At 40.4% G+C, this 15,039-nt stretch carries 18 protein-coding genes; all 18 read left to right on the top strand.

Annotated elements, in window-relative coordinates; all coding sequences use genetic code 11:
- Positions 1-4 precede the first annotated feature (4 nt).
- Complete coding sequence (locus tag QMF37_RS08245; RefSeq protein WP_283477766.1) at positions 5-775, top strand: metallophosphoesterase; 771 nt, start codon at positions 5-7, stop codon at positions 773-775.
- Positions 776-829: 54 nt separating this feature from the next.
- On the top strand, positions 830-1,798 hold the full coding sequence (locus tag QMF37_RS08240) for a YpdA family putative bacillithiol disulfide reductase (protein WP_283477764.1): 969 nt from the start codon (positions 830-832) through the stop codon (positions 1,796-1,798).
- Positions 1,799-1,865: 67 nt separating this feature from the next.
- Positions 1,866-2,834 (top strand): asparaginase, encoded by a 969-nt coding sequence (locus QMF37_RS08235; protein ID WP_071154490.1) that lies wholly within the window; start codon positions 1,866-1,868, stop codon positions 2,832-2,834.
- Positions 2,835-2,915: 81 nt separating this feature from the next.
- Complete coding sequence (gene prsW, locus QMF37_RS08230; protein ID WP_071154489.1) at positions 2,916-3,605, top strand: glutamic-type intramembrane protease PrsW; 690 nt, start codon at positions 2,916-2,918, stop codon at positions 3,603-3,605.
- A gap of 84 nt (positions 3,606-3,689) precedes the next feature.
- The gene (gene cmk, locus QMF37_RS08225) at positions 3,690-4,364 is read left to right on the top strand and encodes a (d)CMP kinase (RefSeq protein ID WP_177167604.1); all 675 of its coding nucleotides are present in this window, start codon (positions 3,690-3,692) and stop codon (positions 4,362-4,364) included.
- A 1-nt stretch (position 4,365) separates the two neighbouring features.
- Positions 4,366-4,956 carry a lysophospholipid acyltransferase family protein gene (locus tag QMF37_RS08220; RefSeq protein ID WP_058385030.1) on the top strand — a complete coding sequence of 197 codons (591 nt, stop codon included), beginning with the start codon at positions 4,366-4,368 and terminating at the stop codon, positions 4,954-4,956.
- A 68-nt stretch (positions 4,957-5,024) separates the two neighbouring features.
- Positions 5,025-6,170: a 30S ribosomal protein S1 gene (gene rpsA / locus QMF37_RS08215; protein WP_058385031.1), complete on the top strand. Its 1,146-nt coding sequence runs from the start codon at positions 5,025-5,027 to the stop codon at positions 6,168-6,170.
- A 22-nt stretch (positions 6,171-6,192) separates the two neighbouring features.
- Positions 6,193-7,227: a type 2 isopentenyl-diphosphate Delta-isomerase gene (fni, locus tag QMF37_RS08210; RefSeq protein ID WP_283477758.1), complete on the top strand. Its 1,035-nt coding sequence runs from the start codon at positions 6,193-6,195 to the stop codon at positions 7,225-7,227.
- Between the two features lie 93 nt (positions 7,228-7,320).
- A complete protein-coding gene (gene der, locus QMF37_RS08205) occupies positions 7,321-8,631 on the top strand; it encodes a ribosome biogenesis GTPase Der (RefSeq protein WP_058385033.1) in 1,311 nt (436 codons plus the stop codon).
- A 22-nt stretch (positions 8,632-8,653) separates the two neighbouring features.
- A complete protein-coding gene (locus QMF37_RS08200) occupies positions 8,654-9,673 on the top strand; it encodes an NAD(P)H-dependent glycerol-3-phosphate dehydrogenase (RefSeq protein ID WP_071154487.1) in 1,020 nt (339 codons plus the stop codon).
- Between the two features lie 87 nt (positions 9,674-9,760).
- Entirely contained in the window at positions 9,761-9,964 is a 204-nt protein-coding gene (locus QMF37_RS08195; protein ID WP_058385035.1) for a DUF2768 domain-containing protein, read from the top strand.
- Positions 9,965-9,974: 10 nt separating this feature from the next.
- On the top strand, positions 9,975-10,685 hold the full coding sequence (locus tag QMF37_RS08190) for a hypothetical protein (protein ID WP_058386878.1): 711 nt from the start codon (positions 9,975-9,977) through the stop codon (positions 10,683-10,685).
- Positions 10,686-10,855: 170 nt separating this feature from the next.
- On the top strand, positions 10,856-11,128 hold the full coding sequence (locus tag QMF37_RS08185; RefSeq protein ID WP_006829858.1) for an HU family DNA-binding protein: 273 nt from the start codon (positions 10,856-10,858) through the stop codon (positions 11,126-11,128).
- Between the two features lie 471 nt (positions 11,129-11,599).
- Positions 11,600-12,184 carry a GTP cyclohydrolase I FolE gene (gene folE, locus QMF37_RS08180; RefSeq protein ID WP_283477753.1) on the top strand — a complete coding sequence of 195 codons (585 nt, stop codon included), beginning with the start codon at positions 11,600-11,602 and terminating at the stop codon, positions 12,182-12,184.
- Between the two features lie 22 nt (positions 12,185-12,206).
- Positions 12,207-12,428 carry a trp RNA-binding attenuation protein MtrB gene (mtrB, locus tag QMF37_RS08175; protein WP_058385037.1) on the top strand — a complete coding sequence of 74 codons (222 nt, stop codon included), beginning with the start codon at positions 12,207-12,209 and terminating at the stop codon, positions 12,426-12,428.
- A gap of 76 nt (positions 12,429-12,504) precedes the next feature.
- A complete protein-coding gene (locus tag QMF37_RS08170; RefSeq protein ID WP_283477750.1) occupies positions 12,505-13,281 on the top strand; it encodes a heptaprenyl diphosphate synthase component 1 in 777 nt (258 codons plus the stop codon).
- A 5-nt stretch (positions 13,282-13,286) separates the two neighbouring features.
- Positions 13,287-13,991 (top strand): demethylmenaquinone methyltransferase, encoded by a 705-nt coding sequence (locus QMF37_RS08165; RefSeq protein WP_058385039.1) that lies wholly within the window; start codon positions 13,287-13,289, stop codon positions 13,989-13,991.
- Positions 13,992-14,008: 17 nt separating this feature from the next.
- Positions 14,009-14,983 (top strand): heptaprenyl diphosphate synthase component II, encoded by a 975-nt coding sequence (hepT, locus tag QMF37_RS08160; protein ID WP_283477747.1) that lies wholly within the window; start codon positions 14,009-14,011, stop codon positions 14,981-14,983.
- The last annotated feature ends 56 nt before the right edge of the window (positions 14,984-15,039 follow it).

The raw sequence follows: 15,039 nt of genomic DNA, 5'->3' as shown, positions 1-15,039 counted from the left end.
TTGCATGAAATATTTAATGAAAATTGCTTTGGCAGCGCTCGCTTTTCTGCTAGTGATGGTGCGCAATGCCTTTGCAGAAAAGCTCATCCAGCAAACGGTTAAATTACCCACAGACAAAGCATTCGAACCGTTCAAGCTTCTTTTTATTGCCGATATCCATAGGAGAGTCATTAAAGCAGACTTGATCAAGTTTCCTGTCGATGTGATTGTAATCGGCGGCGATTTAGTAGAAAAAGGCGTACCGCTTGAACGGGTTCAAGAAAATATTAAAAACTTACGTGCTTGTGCACCTGTGTATTTTGTGTGGGGCAATAACGACCGGGAAGTAGACGAAAATAAACTCAGAGAAATTTTCAAACAATTTGATGTAATTGTGCTAGAGGATGAGTCGGTAGCATTGTTTGGCAATGAACAGTTGAAGTTGGTCGGACTCGATCATTTTGCCTATAAACCGAACGGATTCAAAAATGCTTTCGAAAATGTTAAAGAAAACGATACTGTATTGTTTGTCTCACATACACCTTTTGACTTTTGGAAAGTAAAAGGACCGTATTCAGCCGATTTGTTGCTGGCTGGTCATACGCACGGCGGTCAAATTCGGATTGGTCCATTCGGTTTATTCGATAAGGGCTCGATGAAAATAAAGAAGGACCGAATTGAATTAATCAGTAATGGTTTTGGTACGACGACTCTGCATTTGAGACTGGGTGCACAGGCAGAATATCATGTGCTAACAATTACGCCTGCAATTAGAAAAGATAAACAATTGTCATAAAGTAGCAGAGTCCTTTATTCTTAATTAAGAATAAAGTACAGGAGATGGTTTGAAATGGAATATGTAGATGCGCTTATTATTGGCGGTGGACCTTGTGGGTTATCGACCGCAATCGAATTGAAGAAACGTGGATTGGAAACAGTAGTTATTGAAAAAGGCAATATCGTCAACGCGATTTTCAATTACCCAACACACCAAACTTTTTTCAGTACGAGTGAAAAACTAGCGATTGGCGATGTGCCCTTTATTATAGAAGGACGGAAACCAAAACGAAATCAAGCTTTGGTTTATTACCGGGAAGTGGTTAAAAGAAGTGGTATTAAAGTGCGGCCGTTCGAAATCGTGGAACGTGTTGAAAAAGATGAATTATTTACTGTGGTCACTTCAAAAACTCAATACAAGGCGAAATATGTAATAGCAGCAACAGGCTATTACGATCAGCCAAATAAACTTGAAGTTGAAGGGGCGGAACTGCCAAAAGTGATGCATTATTTCAAAGAGGGGCATCCCTATTTTGATCAAGATGTGTTAGTAATCGGTGGTAAAAATTCGGCTGTAGACGCGGCTCTAGCTTTACATAAAGCTGGTAGTAGAGTGACAGTATCTTATCACGGCACGAGCTACTCCAAAAGTATCAAGCCGTGGATTTTGCCAGAATTTGATGGTTTAGTGAGAAAAGGTGAAATTACGATGCTGTTCGATTCAATGGTAGATCGCATTACAAACAGCACGGTAGAACTGACGGTTAATGACCAAAAAGAAACACTTTCTAACCAATTTGTTTTTGCTATGATTGGCTATCATCCAGATCATCAATTTTTAAAATCAATGGGCATTTCCATCGATTCGATTTCAGGTCGACCGACTTTTGATGAACAAACAATGGAAACAGATATAGACAATCTATATATTGCTGGTGTAATAGCTGCAGGCAACAATGCCAACGAAATTTTTATAGAAAATGGGCGTTTTCATGGGCAACAAATTGCAGAAGCGATTGCTGAAAAAGAACATAGACCTTAAATAGATCTTTTTTTAAAATAGATTTCAAAGGACAGTAAACACTGCAAACGTGAAAGGGAGTTTTAAGATGAAAAAAAAAGTATCATTAATTACAACGGGTGGTACCATTGCAAGTCGGGAAATTTCTGATGGGCTTTTGGAGTCTGGTGCAATTTCAGGGAAAGAACTGGCGGAACTTTGCCAACTCCCAGAAGAAATTGAAGTAAAAGTAGTCGATGTATTCCAATTGCCAAGCATGCACATTGGTTTTGAACAGATGTTGACAGTTAGAGAAGCGATTCTACAAGAACTTCAAGATCCTGAAGTTGAAGGAATCGTTGTCACACACGGAACAGATACTTTGGAAGAGACTTCTTACTTTTTGGATCTGACAATCGATGATGATCGGACTGTGGTCATTACAGGGTCACAGAGATCTCCTGAAGAAGTTGGCACCGATGTCTATTCAAACTTACGCAATTCAATTTATGTAGCAGTAAATCCTAATCTGAGAGGCATTGGAGCTGTTGTGGTCTTTAACGAACGAATTTACAGTGCGAAATATGTGAAGAAAGTGCACTCCAGTAATTTACAAGGCTTTGATTCGTTTGGGCATGGTTATCTCGGCATTATTGATAACGATACGGTACGTGTTTACCAAAAACCAATTATCCATGAGGTGCATGCTGTAACAAAGTCGTTGCCTCGGGTCGATATTATTAAATGTTATTCAGGTCAAGATGGTTTTGTTATTGATCAGCTAGTGGCAGGGCCGTCAAAAGGGATTGTTTTGGAAGCAGCAGGTAGAGGGCAGGTATCTCCGCACATGGTCGATGCAATTGATCGAGCTGTAAGACAAGGGATACCGGTCGTTTTGACAACGAGTGCTGAAGAAGGCAATACTTATCCGGTTTATAGTTATCCAGGTAGTGCTCATGATTTGTTAAATCGTGGCGTTATTTTAGGGAGCGATTACGATAGTAAAAAAGCGCGCATCAAGCTCGCAGTTTTGTTGTCAGTCGAAGAACATGTGAAAACAGATGCTTTTAATCGGTAGCGGTAATTCGTTAAAAGAGAGCTGAAAATGATATAGGTAAACATGTTACAATGAAGGGAATCTGAATAAAGGGGTACGCGTATGATCATTTTATTAACTGTAGCAATAGCCCCGGGTCTGGCGCTTTTCAGTTATTTGTATTTGCGCGATCAATTTGCGGGTGAACCGTCAAAACTGATATTTCAAAGTTTTGTGTACGGAGCCGTATTGACGTTCCCGATTCTTTTTGTTCAATATGTATTCAATGCTGAAGGTGTCTTTACGAATAGCTTTATGCAAAATGTTTTGTTTTCGAGTGTAATTGAAGAGTTTTTTAAATGGTTGGTCTTGTTAATTGCAGTCTATCGTCACGTCGATTTCGAGGATCCTTACGATGGAATTTTGTATGGGGCGAGTGTTTCTCTTGGATTCGCTACAATTGAGAATATTTTGTACTTACTTGAGTTCGGATTAGAGACTGCTTTTATACGAGCATTCTTGCCGGTATCGAGCCACGCGTTATTTGGTGTTGTCATGGGCTATTATTTTGGGAAAGCCAAATTTAGTAAAAGCCATAAGCGCAGACGGTGGATTGGTTGGGCACTTGTCAGTTCGGTAATTCTTCACTGGGCATATAATAGTAGCCTGTATATTTATGATAATATTATATACGGAGCTATTCCATTTATGCTGTTCTTATGGTGGTTTGGTCTTCTGAAAGTTAAACAAGCTCACCAACTTTCCATGTCGCATTATGGCGAAGATCCTTCTTCTATACCGTCAGAAGAGTAAAGTAAATACCGAGGAAAAGTCTTATACATAAAGACTTTTTTTTTATGTTAAAATATGATGAATACATAGGATGAGGTGACTATTTTGGTGAAACCGATACAAATAGCAATCGATGGACCAGCAGCTGCGGGAAAAAGCACAATTGCAAAAATCGTAGCAGAAAAACTGGGCTATGTTTACATCGATACCGGTGCCATGTACCGAGCTATTACATTAAAAGCATTAACAGAGAAGATTAATTTGGCTAGTAATGAAGAAGCCGGTAAATTACTACAGAAAACTGAAATTGATTTGCAACCGTCAGAAGACGGACAGTTGGTATTTCTTGATAAAAAAGATGTGACTGAGGCAATTCGTTCTCAACATGTCACAAAAGCTGTGTCTCAAATGGCCGCTCATGAACTGGTTCGTCTTCGCATGGTTGAATTGCAGCAGCAATTAGCAGAAGGGCGCGGAGTCGTTATGGATGGTCGAGATATCGGCACGCATGTCCTTCCAAGTGCTGCTTTAAAAGTATTTATGTCGGCATCGGTTGAAGAACGTGCCAGAAGAAGATTCGAAGAAAACAAAAATAGAGATATTTTAACTCCGCTTGAGGAGCTTCAGGCGGAAATAGCTATGCGGGATAAAATGGACAGTGAACGCAAAGTAGCGCCTTTGCGAAAAGCGGAAGATGCTATTTTTCTTGATACAACTAACCTGACAATTGATCAGGCAGCCGGAGAAATATTGAAATTGGCTGAAGAAAGGTTGATGTAAAGTGAACTTATATGCAGTTGGAAAAGGACTTGTAAAAACAGTATTAAGCCCATTGTATCGTTTCGAAGTAATCGGAATTGAGAATTTCCCGAAAGAAGGCGGCATTCTTCTTTGTTCGAATCATATCAATGCACTCGATCCGCCTGTTGTTGGAATGACCGCTCCTAGAACGGTTCATTTCATGGCAAAAGAAGAATTATTCAATGCGCCGATACTCAAATCAATTTTGCCGAAAGTAAATGCTTTTCCCGTAAAACGTGGAATGAGCGACCGAGAAGCTCTTCGTACGGCATTAAAAATATTGAAAAGTGGAGAAGTTGTTGGTTTGTTTCCAGAAGGAACACGCTCGACAGATGGAGTATTACAAAAAGGCCTTAGCGGAGCAGGTTTTTTTGCACTTCGTGGCAATGCAGACGTTATGCCTTGTGCAATTATCGGACCGTATAAAGCGTTTCGAAAAGTGCGCGTAGTTTATGGCGAGCCAATCCGCATGGCACCTTTTCGTGAACGAAAAGCTTCAGTCGATGAGGTAACTGAAGCCATTATGTCGAGTATCCAGAATATTCTTAATGACTATGCGAGTAATAAGTGATAATTTTTGTTTTTATTAGAGAATTCGCATAAAATAGAAGATGGATAGTTTGTGAAGGAGGGCTACTTATGTCAGAGGAAACGAATATGATGGAAAACCGTGACTTCCAAACAGGAGATCGCGTCAAAGGGGTAGTAGCAAAAATAGAAGAAAAAGCAGTCACGGTAACAATTGAAGGTGCACCATTTGATGGTATTATTCCAATCAGTGAGTTATCAAGTCTGCATATTGAAAAAGCATCAGATTCGGTAGAAGTTGGAGATGAACTGGATTTGATCATCACAAAAATTGAAGATGAGAATTTCGTTTTATCCAAGCGTAAAGTGGATGCCGAACTGGCATGGGGCGAATTGGAGAAGAAATTTGAGTCTGGTGAAATTATTGAAGCTGAAGTTAAAGACGTTGTAAAAGGCGGTTTAGTGGTCGACTTAGGTGTCCGTGGATTTGTCCCGGCTTCTTTAGTGGAAGATTACTTTGTTGAGTCTTTTGAAGACTATAAAGGAAAAGAATTGACGTTTAAAATTGTAGAAATGGAAAAAGAAAATAATCGGTTGATTCTTTCGCATCGTGCCGTTATCGAAAAAGAAAAAGAGTCGCAAAAAGAAAAAGTGATGGAAAAAATTCATGCTGGAGATGAGCTGAAAGGCAAAGTGCAACGTATTGCTTCTTTCGGTGCTTTTGTTGACATCGGTGGTGTAGATGGTTTGGTCCATATTTCACAGTTGTCTCATGAACACGTGGAAAAAGTTTCTGATGTCGTAACCGAAGGTCAAGAAGTTACGGTCAAAGTACTATCTGTCGATCGTGATTCAGAACGTATTTCGTTGTCTATTAAAGACACGCTTCCTGGACCATGGGACACGATTGATGAAAAAGCACCAAAAGGTTCTGTTCATACTGGAACGGTTAAGCGTCTTGTTAGTTATGGGGCGTTTGTAGAAGTTCTACCGGGTGTAGAAGGTCTTGTTCACATTTCACAAATTGCACACAAACACATCGCAACGCCGAACGAAGAATTGTCAGAAGGTCAAGAAGTGCAAGTTAAAGTACTTGAAGTCAATAAAGCGGACAAGCGGTTGTCTCTTAGTATTAAAGAATTACAAGAAAAACAGGGTGACCAAGATTTCTCGAATTACGAAATGCCTGAAGAGTCTTCTGGTTTTTCAATTAGTGATGTGATCGGCGATAAACTTAAAGGTTTTAAACCTGAATAATATGTCAAGAGCTGAGCGTAAAATGGATCATATACAATTTGCTTTATCGACAGGGCAAAGTAAAAAAAATATGTTTAACGATATTCGATTTGTTCATCAAGCTTTACCGAACTCAGCGGTTTCTAATAGGTGCATAAAGCCAAAAACAGGTGATTTGAATTTAGAATCACCTGTTTTTATTAATGCGATGACAGGCGGTGGCGGACGGGCTACTCAACAATTGAATAGTCTGTTGGCAAGAGTTGCTCGGGAAACCGGGATGGCTATGGCTGTGGGATCTCAAATGGCTGCGCTTAAAGATTCGAATGAGCGGCAGTCTTATACGGTTGTCAGAAGAGAAAATCCGAATGGTATCTTATTTGGTAACCTTGGTAGCGAAGCGACCGTGCAACAAGCGCAAGATGCAGTCGAGATGATAGAAGCGAATGCACTACAGATTCATTTAAATGTTGTGCAAGAGCTGACGATGCCAGAAGGAGATCGTGACTTCCGAGGAGCTCTTGAACGCATACAAGCGATTGCTGAGAAGCTTGATGTTCCGGTAATTGTTAAAGAAACAGGATTTGGTATATCTCGTGAAACTGCGGAGAAACTGAAGGGAAGTGCAGTTTCAGTAATTGATGTCAGTGGCTTTGGCGGCACAAACTTTTCATTGATCGAAAATGAACGTCGCAAGATAAAAATGGCTTATTTTGACGACTGGGGTATTCCGACAGCAGCAGCAATTGTAGAAGTAAAGAGTGTTTTTGATAAAACAGTTTTTGCTTCAGGCGGCATTCAAAATGCACAGGATATGATTAAAGCATTTATGCTGGGAGCTGATGCGGTAGGTCTTGCAGGTGCTTTTTTAAAAACGGCGATGCAAGAAGGCGAAAAACAGCTAATCGATGATATACATGCGCTCTATGAAGACTTGGCAATGATGATGACAGCTCTTGGAGCAAATAACTTGGTAGATTTGCAAAAATGTCCAGCAGTTATCACGGGAGAATTAGCACAATATCTCATCGCCAGAGGCTTTAATCCGGCATCCTATGCAAATGTGAAGAAAAACTGAATATTGCACATATAAGGGGGATGGACATTTAACAGATGCCATCGCCTTTTTCGTGTATAATAGGCATATCAGAAGTGGAAGGATGAAGTGATTATGTCAAAACCGGTAGTAGCAATAGTTGGCCGGCCGAACGTTGGTAAGTCCACGATATTCAATCGCGTGGTAGGAGAACGGGTTTCAATTGTGGAAGATATTCCAGGAGTAACGCGTGACCGTATTTACAGCTCGGCAGATTGGTTAACACATGAATTCAATATTATAGACACAGGCGGTATCGATCTTCGAGACGAGCCGTTTCTTGAACAAATTCGTCAGCAGGCAGAAATTGCTATGGATGAAGCAGACGTTATTATTTTTCTTGTAAATGGACGCGATGGCGTGACTAATCAAGACGAACAAGTAGCAAAAATTTTATATAAGACGAAAAAACCAGTTATTTTAGCAGTTAACAAGATTGATAATCCTGACATGCGCCATATGATTTATGACTTTTATACGTTGGGAATGGGCGAACCTTTCCCTCTTTCAGGATCCCATGGTTTAGGCCTAGGAGATTTACTGGACGAAGTAGCTAAAAACTTCCCTCAAGACGATGATGAGGAATATCCAGATGATGTTATTAAATTCTCATTAATTGGTCGTCCTAACGTCGGCAAATCTTCTCTCGTAAATTCATTCCTTGGAGAAGAACGTGTCATCGTCAGTGAAGTTGCGGGAACGACGCGCGACGCTATTGATACACAGTACGTCTACAATGAGCAGCCTTATGTCATCATTGACACAGCTGGAATGCGTAAAAAAGGGAAAGTTTACGAAACAACAGAAAAATACAGTGTTTTACGTGCATTGCGTGCGATTGAACGCTCAGATGTTGTTTTAGTGGTTTTGAACGCCGAAGAAGGTATTCAGGAACAAGATAAGAAAATTGCTGGATATGCTCACGAGGCAGGTAAAGCAGTAATTATTATTGTTAATAAATGGGATGCTATCGAAAAAGATGAAAAAACAATGAATGTTTTTTCTCGTAAAATCCGTGAGCATTTCTTATTCCTTGACTATGCTCCTATTATGTTTGTATCCGCAATTAGTGGCAAACGAGTGCATAGTATTTTAGAAATCGTTAACAAAGTAAATGATAATCATTCAAGAAGAATTCAATCGAGCATTCTAAATGAAGTTATAGAAGATGCAGTTGCTATGAATCCAGCACCATCGGACAATGGCCGTCGTTTGCGTGTTTATTACGCAACACAAGTCGCCATTAAGCCACCGACATTTGTAGTGTTTGTAAATGAGCCTGAAATAATGCATTTTAGTTATGAACGCTTCTTGCAAAACCGGATTCGCGAAAGTTTCGACTTTGAAGGAACTCCTCTTCGTCTTATAACGAGAGCTCGTACTTAAGATGAAAAGGTGGGTTTAACTTATGGAAAAAGTTTCTGTTTTTGGGGCAGGGAGCTGGGGAACTGCATTGAGCTATGTACTTGCTCAAAACGGCCATGATTTACTGCTTTGGACACATCGTCAGGAACAAGCTGATGAAATTAATCAACATACAAATAAACGTTATTTAAAAGAGATACAACTACCAGACAGTTTAAAGGCGACAAGCAATTTGCCACAGGCTGTAGCACATGGGAATGTCTTAGTTTTGGCTGTACCCACAAAAGCAATCCGAGAAGTTTGCCAGGATATCAAAGAAAATCTTGATCGCAAAGTCTTATTCGTTCATGTTTCTAAAGGCATTGAACCGGATTCTTTAAAGCGAATCAGCGAAATGATCCGTGAAGAAATTCCGGAGCAATGGATTGAAGATGTTGTTGTACTGTCCGGACCAAGTCATGCTGAAGAAGTGGTTCAAGAGCATCCAACGACTGTTACGGCAGCTTGTGAGAATACGGAAGCGGCCATTCGAATTCAAGACTTATTCATGAATGGGTATTTCCGCGTTTATACGAATACGGATGTAATTGGTGTCGAAATTGGTGGTGCTTTAAAAAATATTATCGCATTAGCAGTTGGGATTACTGATGGATTAGGGTTTGGGGATAACGCAAAAGCGGCTATTATGACACGCGGGTTAGCGGAAATTGCACGGCTCGGTGTGAAAATGGGAGCAACACCTTTAACTTTCTCTGGTTTGACCGGGGTGGGAGATTTGATTGTTACTTGTACGAGTGTCCATTCGCGTAATTGGCGAGCAGGCAATATGCTAGGTAAAGGAAAGTCTTTAGATGAAGTGCTAGAAGAAATGGGCATGGTTGTTGAAGGAATCCGGACTACTAAAGCGGCTTATCAATTGTCGAAAGCATATGATGTACCGATGCCAATTACTGCTGCACTTTACGCGGTTCTTTTTGACAATGTGTCAACAGATGACGCAGTTGGAAAGTTGATGGGGCGCATGAAAAAGAACGAAATGGAAGATTTGATAGACTTGCTTTAATTGTCACAAAAGAAGAGGATGCTTAAGGCTGACTCTTCTTTTTTTGTGCTATACTATGGACTGAAACACTACGAAAGGCGGGCAATTATGAGTGCTTTAGATAAAATGTGGGTATCATTTGCTGGAATTGCTTTTTTGATGATTTCTATGGGTATGATTTACCTGAGCAGATATAAACTGAAGAACGGAATTCTTAAATTTACTTTTGCGTTAATTGCTTATATCTTGCTAATACTAGGATTTTTCATCATGGTATTCACAGTATTTAGTGGCCCAACAGGCGGCGCGTGAGGTGAGAAAAATGAAAAAAACGGCAATGATTATGATGCTCTTGCTAGTGGGTGGCTTTTTAACAGCTTGCGGATATCCGCAAAATGAGCGAGCTGAAAACCAAATTCCTTATGAAGATCAATTAATCACTGTGCAAAATGCAGTAAATCAGTATAGAGACGCTACGGGTGGCTTATTACCAATAAAAACGCGTGATATGGATATAGATCAATACATCAAATACCCAGTGGATTTCTCGAAACTTGTTCCTACGTATACTGCAGAAATACCAACAAATGCATTTGAAACGGGTGGTGTTTTTCAGTATGTTCTAATGGATGTTGAAGAAAATCCAACGGTAAAATTGGTTGATTTACAGGCTGCGGAAGCGATAAGATCTGTGAACGTGCGAAAAAGTGCTAACGGTGGACAAGCTCCGATTGCTGAAATTCTTTCAGACAATGTCTATAAATTTAATCATGAAGCCATGGGGTTTTCTGAGGAACCGACTGTCGTCAGCCCTTATAGTGGAAGAAATTTACCAATGGTAATTACCGGTAATGGAGATGTCTATATCGATTATGCCATGGATCTTTTTACAGCACTCCAAGAATACAAGGGTGAGTTAAAACCAGGTCAGGATATTCGTTTTATTCTTTATGAAGACAATCCTGTCGTCCCTGCCTACTCACTTCCTTACACCGTAGATGAAAATAATGAACCGATATTCTTAACAGAATAAAACATTGATTTGTCGCGTTTTAATAGAAATAGCCGCTTTTTAGAAAATTTTGTTAGTATTTGGTGGTTTTATTCGGTAAGTGGGCTGTTTGTTGTTGCTATGCGATTTTCGATGTGATACTCTTTTTACAGGATTGATGGTTGCATCCCCTTTGAGAGGAGGTGAATAGCATGAACAAAACAGAATTAGTGAACTCTGTTGCTGAAGCAGCTGAGCTTTCTCGTAAAGACGCTGCCAAAGCAGTTGACGCTGCATTTGAGACGATTCAAGACGCTTTAACTAAAGGTGAAAAAGTACAGTTGATCGGATTCGGTAACTTTGAAGTACGCGAACGCGCGGCCCGCAAAGGACGTAACCCGCAAACTGGTGCTGAAATCGAGATCGCTGCAAGCAAAGTTCCTGCATTTAAGCCAGGTAAAGCGCTTAAAGACGCAGTGAAGTAAGCTTTAGCCTCTGTACATAGGATGACTTTTGCGAGACACAATCTTGCAAAAGTCATCCTTTTTTTGAGCCAAGATTTTGCGAAACACCTGTGCGTGTGCTACGATTCATGTGAGAAAAGCACAGGAAGCCGTCAAGACCCGACAAGCATAAGACGCCTTGGTGAAGCGGCGTTCTTCAGCCGCACAGCCAAGGTGCCTTATGACCTCGAGGGGCTGGCTTTCGGAGCTAGCCAATAGAGAAAAGCACAGGAAGCCGTCAAGACCCGACAAGCATAAGACGCCTTGGCGAAGCGGCGTTCTTCAGCCGCACATTAAGGTATCTTAACAAACCGGTAAAGCCGTGTTGCTTAATCTTAATAGGTAAAGCCCTTAAGGCTGAATAGTGAACTGCTAACGCATATAAAAATAATAGCAGCAGCCATCCTGCTGCCAAAACAAATAACCGATTCGTTTTCAACAGGGGGAAGTAAAATGATAGATGTCAAAACCCAAAAAGTAGACCTTGCTAAAATAGAAAAAGCGGTCTCGATGATTTTAGAGGCAGTTGGGGAAGACGTAGACCGAGAAGGATTAGCGGATACGCCTAAAAGGGTAGCTAAGATGTATGCAGAAGTATTTTCTGGATTGAAAGAAGATCCAAAAGAATATTTTAAAACGGTTTTTCATGAAGGTCATGAAGAATTGGTGCTGGTCAAAGATATTCCTTTCTACTCAATGTGCGAACATCACCTTGTTCCTTTTTTTGGTAAAGCGCATATTGCCTATATTCCTCGTGACGGAATTGTGACAGGCTTAAGTAAATTGGCTCGTGCTGTAGAAACGGTGTCAAAACGACCTCAGCTTCAAGAACGGATTACTTCGACAATTGCAGATTCACTAATGGAAACATTAAATCCGCACGGTGTATATGTAATGGTCGAAGCGGAACATATGTGCATGACCATGAGAGGCATCAAGAAGCCAGGCGCAAAAACGGTAACAGCTGTTTCGCGCGGAGTTCTCGAAACCGATACGATCAAGCGTTCTGAAGTAATCACATATATCAATATGAACTAATACTAAAAAAGTGGGTGTTAAAATGGCTCAGACAGAATATATTGTTATTCGCGCTCAAGAAGACGGCGTGAACGTAATAGGATTAACTCGAGGTAACGACACAAAATTTCACCATACTGAAAAATTAGATAAAGGCGAAGTAATGATTGCACAATTTACCGAGCATACTTCAGCTATGAAAATTCGTGGCAAAGCGGAGATTCATTCTGCTCACGGTATCGTTGAAAGTGAAGCTAAAAAATAAACGATATTGCTGAAGGCAAGGCTTTGCCTGTGATATACTAGTATAGTATGGCTAAATCATGAATGGAGCAAGCAGTATGAAGGGACATCAAATACAATCGAAAATTATTTCCATGGAAATCGAGGTCTTAGATGCTGTTCGGCAACGGACACTCGATCAGTTTACAGAAGGTCCCTCTGTCAAAGAGTCCCGTTTGTTTTTTTTACTGTTGCCTTTTTTCAGTGGAAAAACATGGTCGGCAGAAATTGAATCCTCTGCAAAAACGGTTTCCATCGTCTATGCGGCTTTGCATGCACACGATCAAGTAAGAGAAGATAACCCAATTAGCAAAGAGCAACAATTGACCGTGTTGGCTGGTGATTTGTATAGCGGAATTTATTACCAAATGTTGGTCAATAGCAAGAATATTGCTATGGTCCAGAAATTGGCAACGGCTATTATTCAAGTGAGCGAACGGAAAACCTCTTTTTTTGAAGGGATGGAACGGTCGATTGCAGAGGTAGAAGAAGCCATCACCATTATTGAAACCGAACTTCTAATTTCTTTTTATAAATTCTACGGCTACACTGAATATGAATCACTTGCAAAACAGGCGTTGCTTTATATACGTTACGCCGATGAATTGGAGCGATTGCAGTCTAAAAACTACTCCAACTTTCTACGTGAATTAACTAGTAACTTGAATCATAAAAATTATGTAGAACACTGGCTAGTGGAAAAACTTGATAACTTACACGAGAAGATAGTGGAATCTATTGATGAGTGTTCATTGGATTACGAACTTGCACAATTCTTGCTCCATCAAATAACCCCGCACCAGCATAGAGCTGAGCAGCTGACCCGAGAAGGATGACTGATATGCCTAAAACGAAAGAACAAAGAGTCCACGAAGTATTTGAGAAAATATCCGAGAATTACGATCAAATGAATTCGGTTATTAGTTTTCAACAGCATAACAAGTGGCGTGAAGATACGATGTACAAAATGCAAGTTCCAAAAGGAGCTGCAGCTATTGATGTTTGCTGTGGAACCGCTGATTGGACCATTGCGCTTGGCGAAGCAGTAGGTGAAACAGGACGTGTAGTTGGACTAGACTTTAGTCAAAACATGCTAAATGTTGGCCACGACAAGACAAAAGATATGCCTCAAATCAAACTGATTCAAGGCAATGCAATGTCACTGCCGTACCCGGATAATTCTTTTGATTTTGCGACTATCGGATTTGGGTTGCGCAATGTGCCGGATTACCGTCAAGCCCTTTCTGAAATGCATCGTGTTTTAAAGCCAGGTGGAATGATTGCTTGTCTAGAAACGTCACAACCCGAAAATATCGTATTCAAGCCTTTTTTTAGAATGTATTTCCGTTTCATAATGCCGGTATTTGGTAAGCTTTTTGCTAAAAGTTACAAAGAATACTCATGGTTACAGGAATCGGCAAAATCGTTCCCCGGCATGAAACAATTAGCGAAATTGTTTGCGGAAGTCGGATTTGAAAAAGTAAAATACAAGCCTTATACAGGAGGCGCCGCCGCCCTCCATTTAGGAATTAAAAAAGTAAACTAGCGGGAGAAGGATTTTAAGTGGAAAAGATGAAGTTGAAATTGCTCTATTCCGACCTTAGACCGGAACTAGAAATGATCGAGAAGGAATTGGAACAGGCAGTTGATTCCGAGTCTCTCCTTTTAAATGATGCGTCTCTTCATTTATTACAGGCCGGAGGGAAAAGAATCCGACCTGTTTTTGTTTTGCTTGCTGGAAAATTTGGTGATTACAATATTGATGTGATGAAGCAAGTGGCAGTGCCGCTTGAATTGATTCATATGGCTTCACTGGTGCACGACGATGTCATTGACGATTCAGAAATTCGTAGAGGCCGACCGACAGTCAAAGCACAATGGAATAACAGCGTAGCGATGTATACAGGTGATTTTATTTTGGCGCGAGCGTTAGAACGCATTACTGAAATTACAGCTCCGCGAGTTCATGAAATATTATCTAAAACGTTGATAGAAGTGTGCAGAGGCGAAATTATTCAAATTCAAGACAAGTATAAATTAGATCAAAATTTGCGAGATTATTTCCGTCGCATCAAGCGCAAGACTGCGTTGTTGATTTCATCAAGCTGTGAATTGGGTGCGCTTGTTTCAGGTACCGATGAGAAAACTGCGGCACATTTACGTCGTTTTGGGTATTTTATCGGCATGTCATTTCAAATTATTGACGATATTCTTGATTTTACCTCTACCGATGAAGAACTTGGAAAACCAGCGGGCAGCGATTTCATTCAAGGGAATATCACCTTGCCTATTTTATGTGCGCGGAAAGATCCCGAAATCTATCAACTGTTGAAAGCTAATTTGAATAAGGAACTATCCGACCATGAACGATTGAAAATTGTCAGAATAATTCGCAATAGTTCCGGAATTGAAGAAGCGAAAGCAATGAGTGAACGATACTTACAGAAGGCGTTACGTGAACTTTCTTTCTTGCCAAAAGGACCAGGAGTAAAAACGATGCGAAAAATTGCATTCTTTATCGGTAAACGAAATTTTTAAGTTGTTGGTTGACAAATGACTCGACAATGATAGTATTTTTTAAGGTGGGCAAAATG

This window comes from Planococcus sp. S3-L1, assembly GCF_030063085.1.
In the GTDB taxonomy this organism is placed as follows: Bacteria; Bacillota; Bacilli; order Bacillales_A; family Planococcaceae; genus Planococcus; species Planococcus kocurii.
The sequence above is the reverse complement of the archived record's forward strand: the minus strand, read 5'-3'. Positions and strand labels throughout refer to the sequence as shown.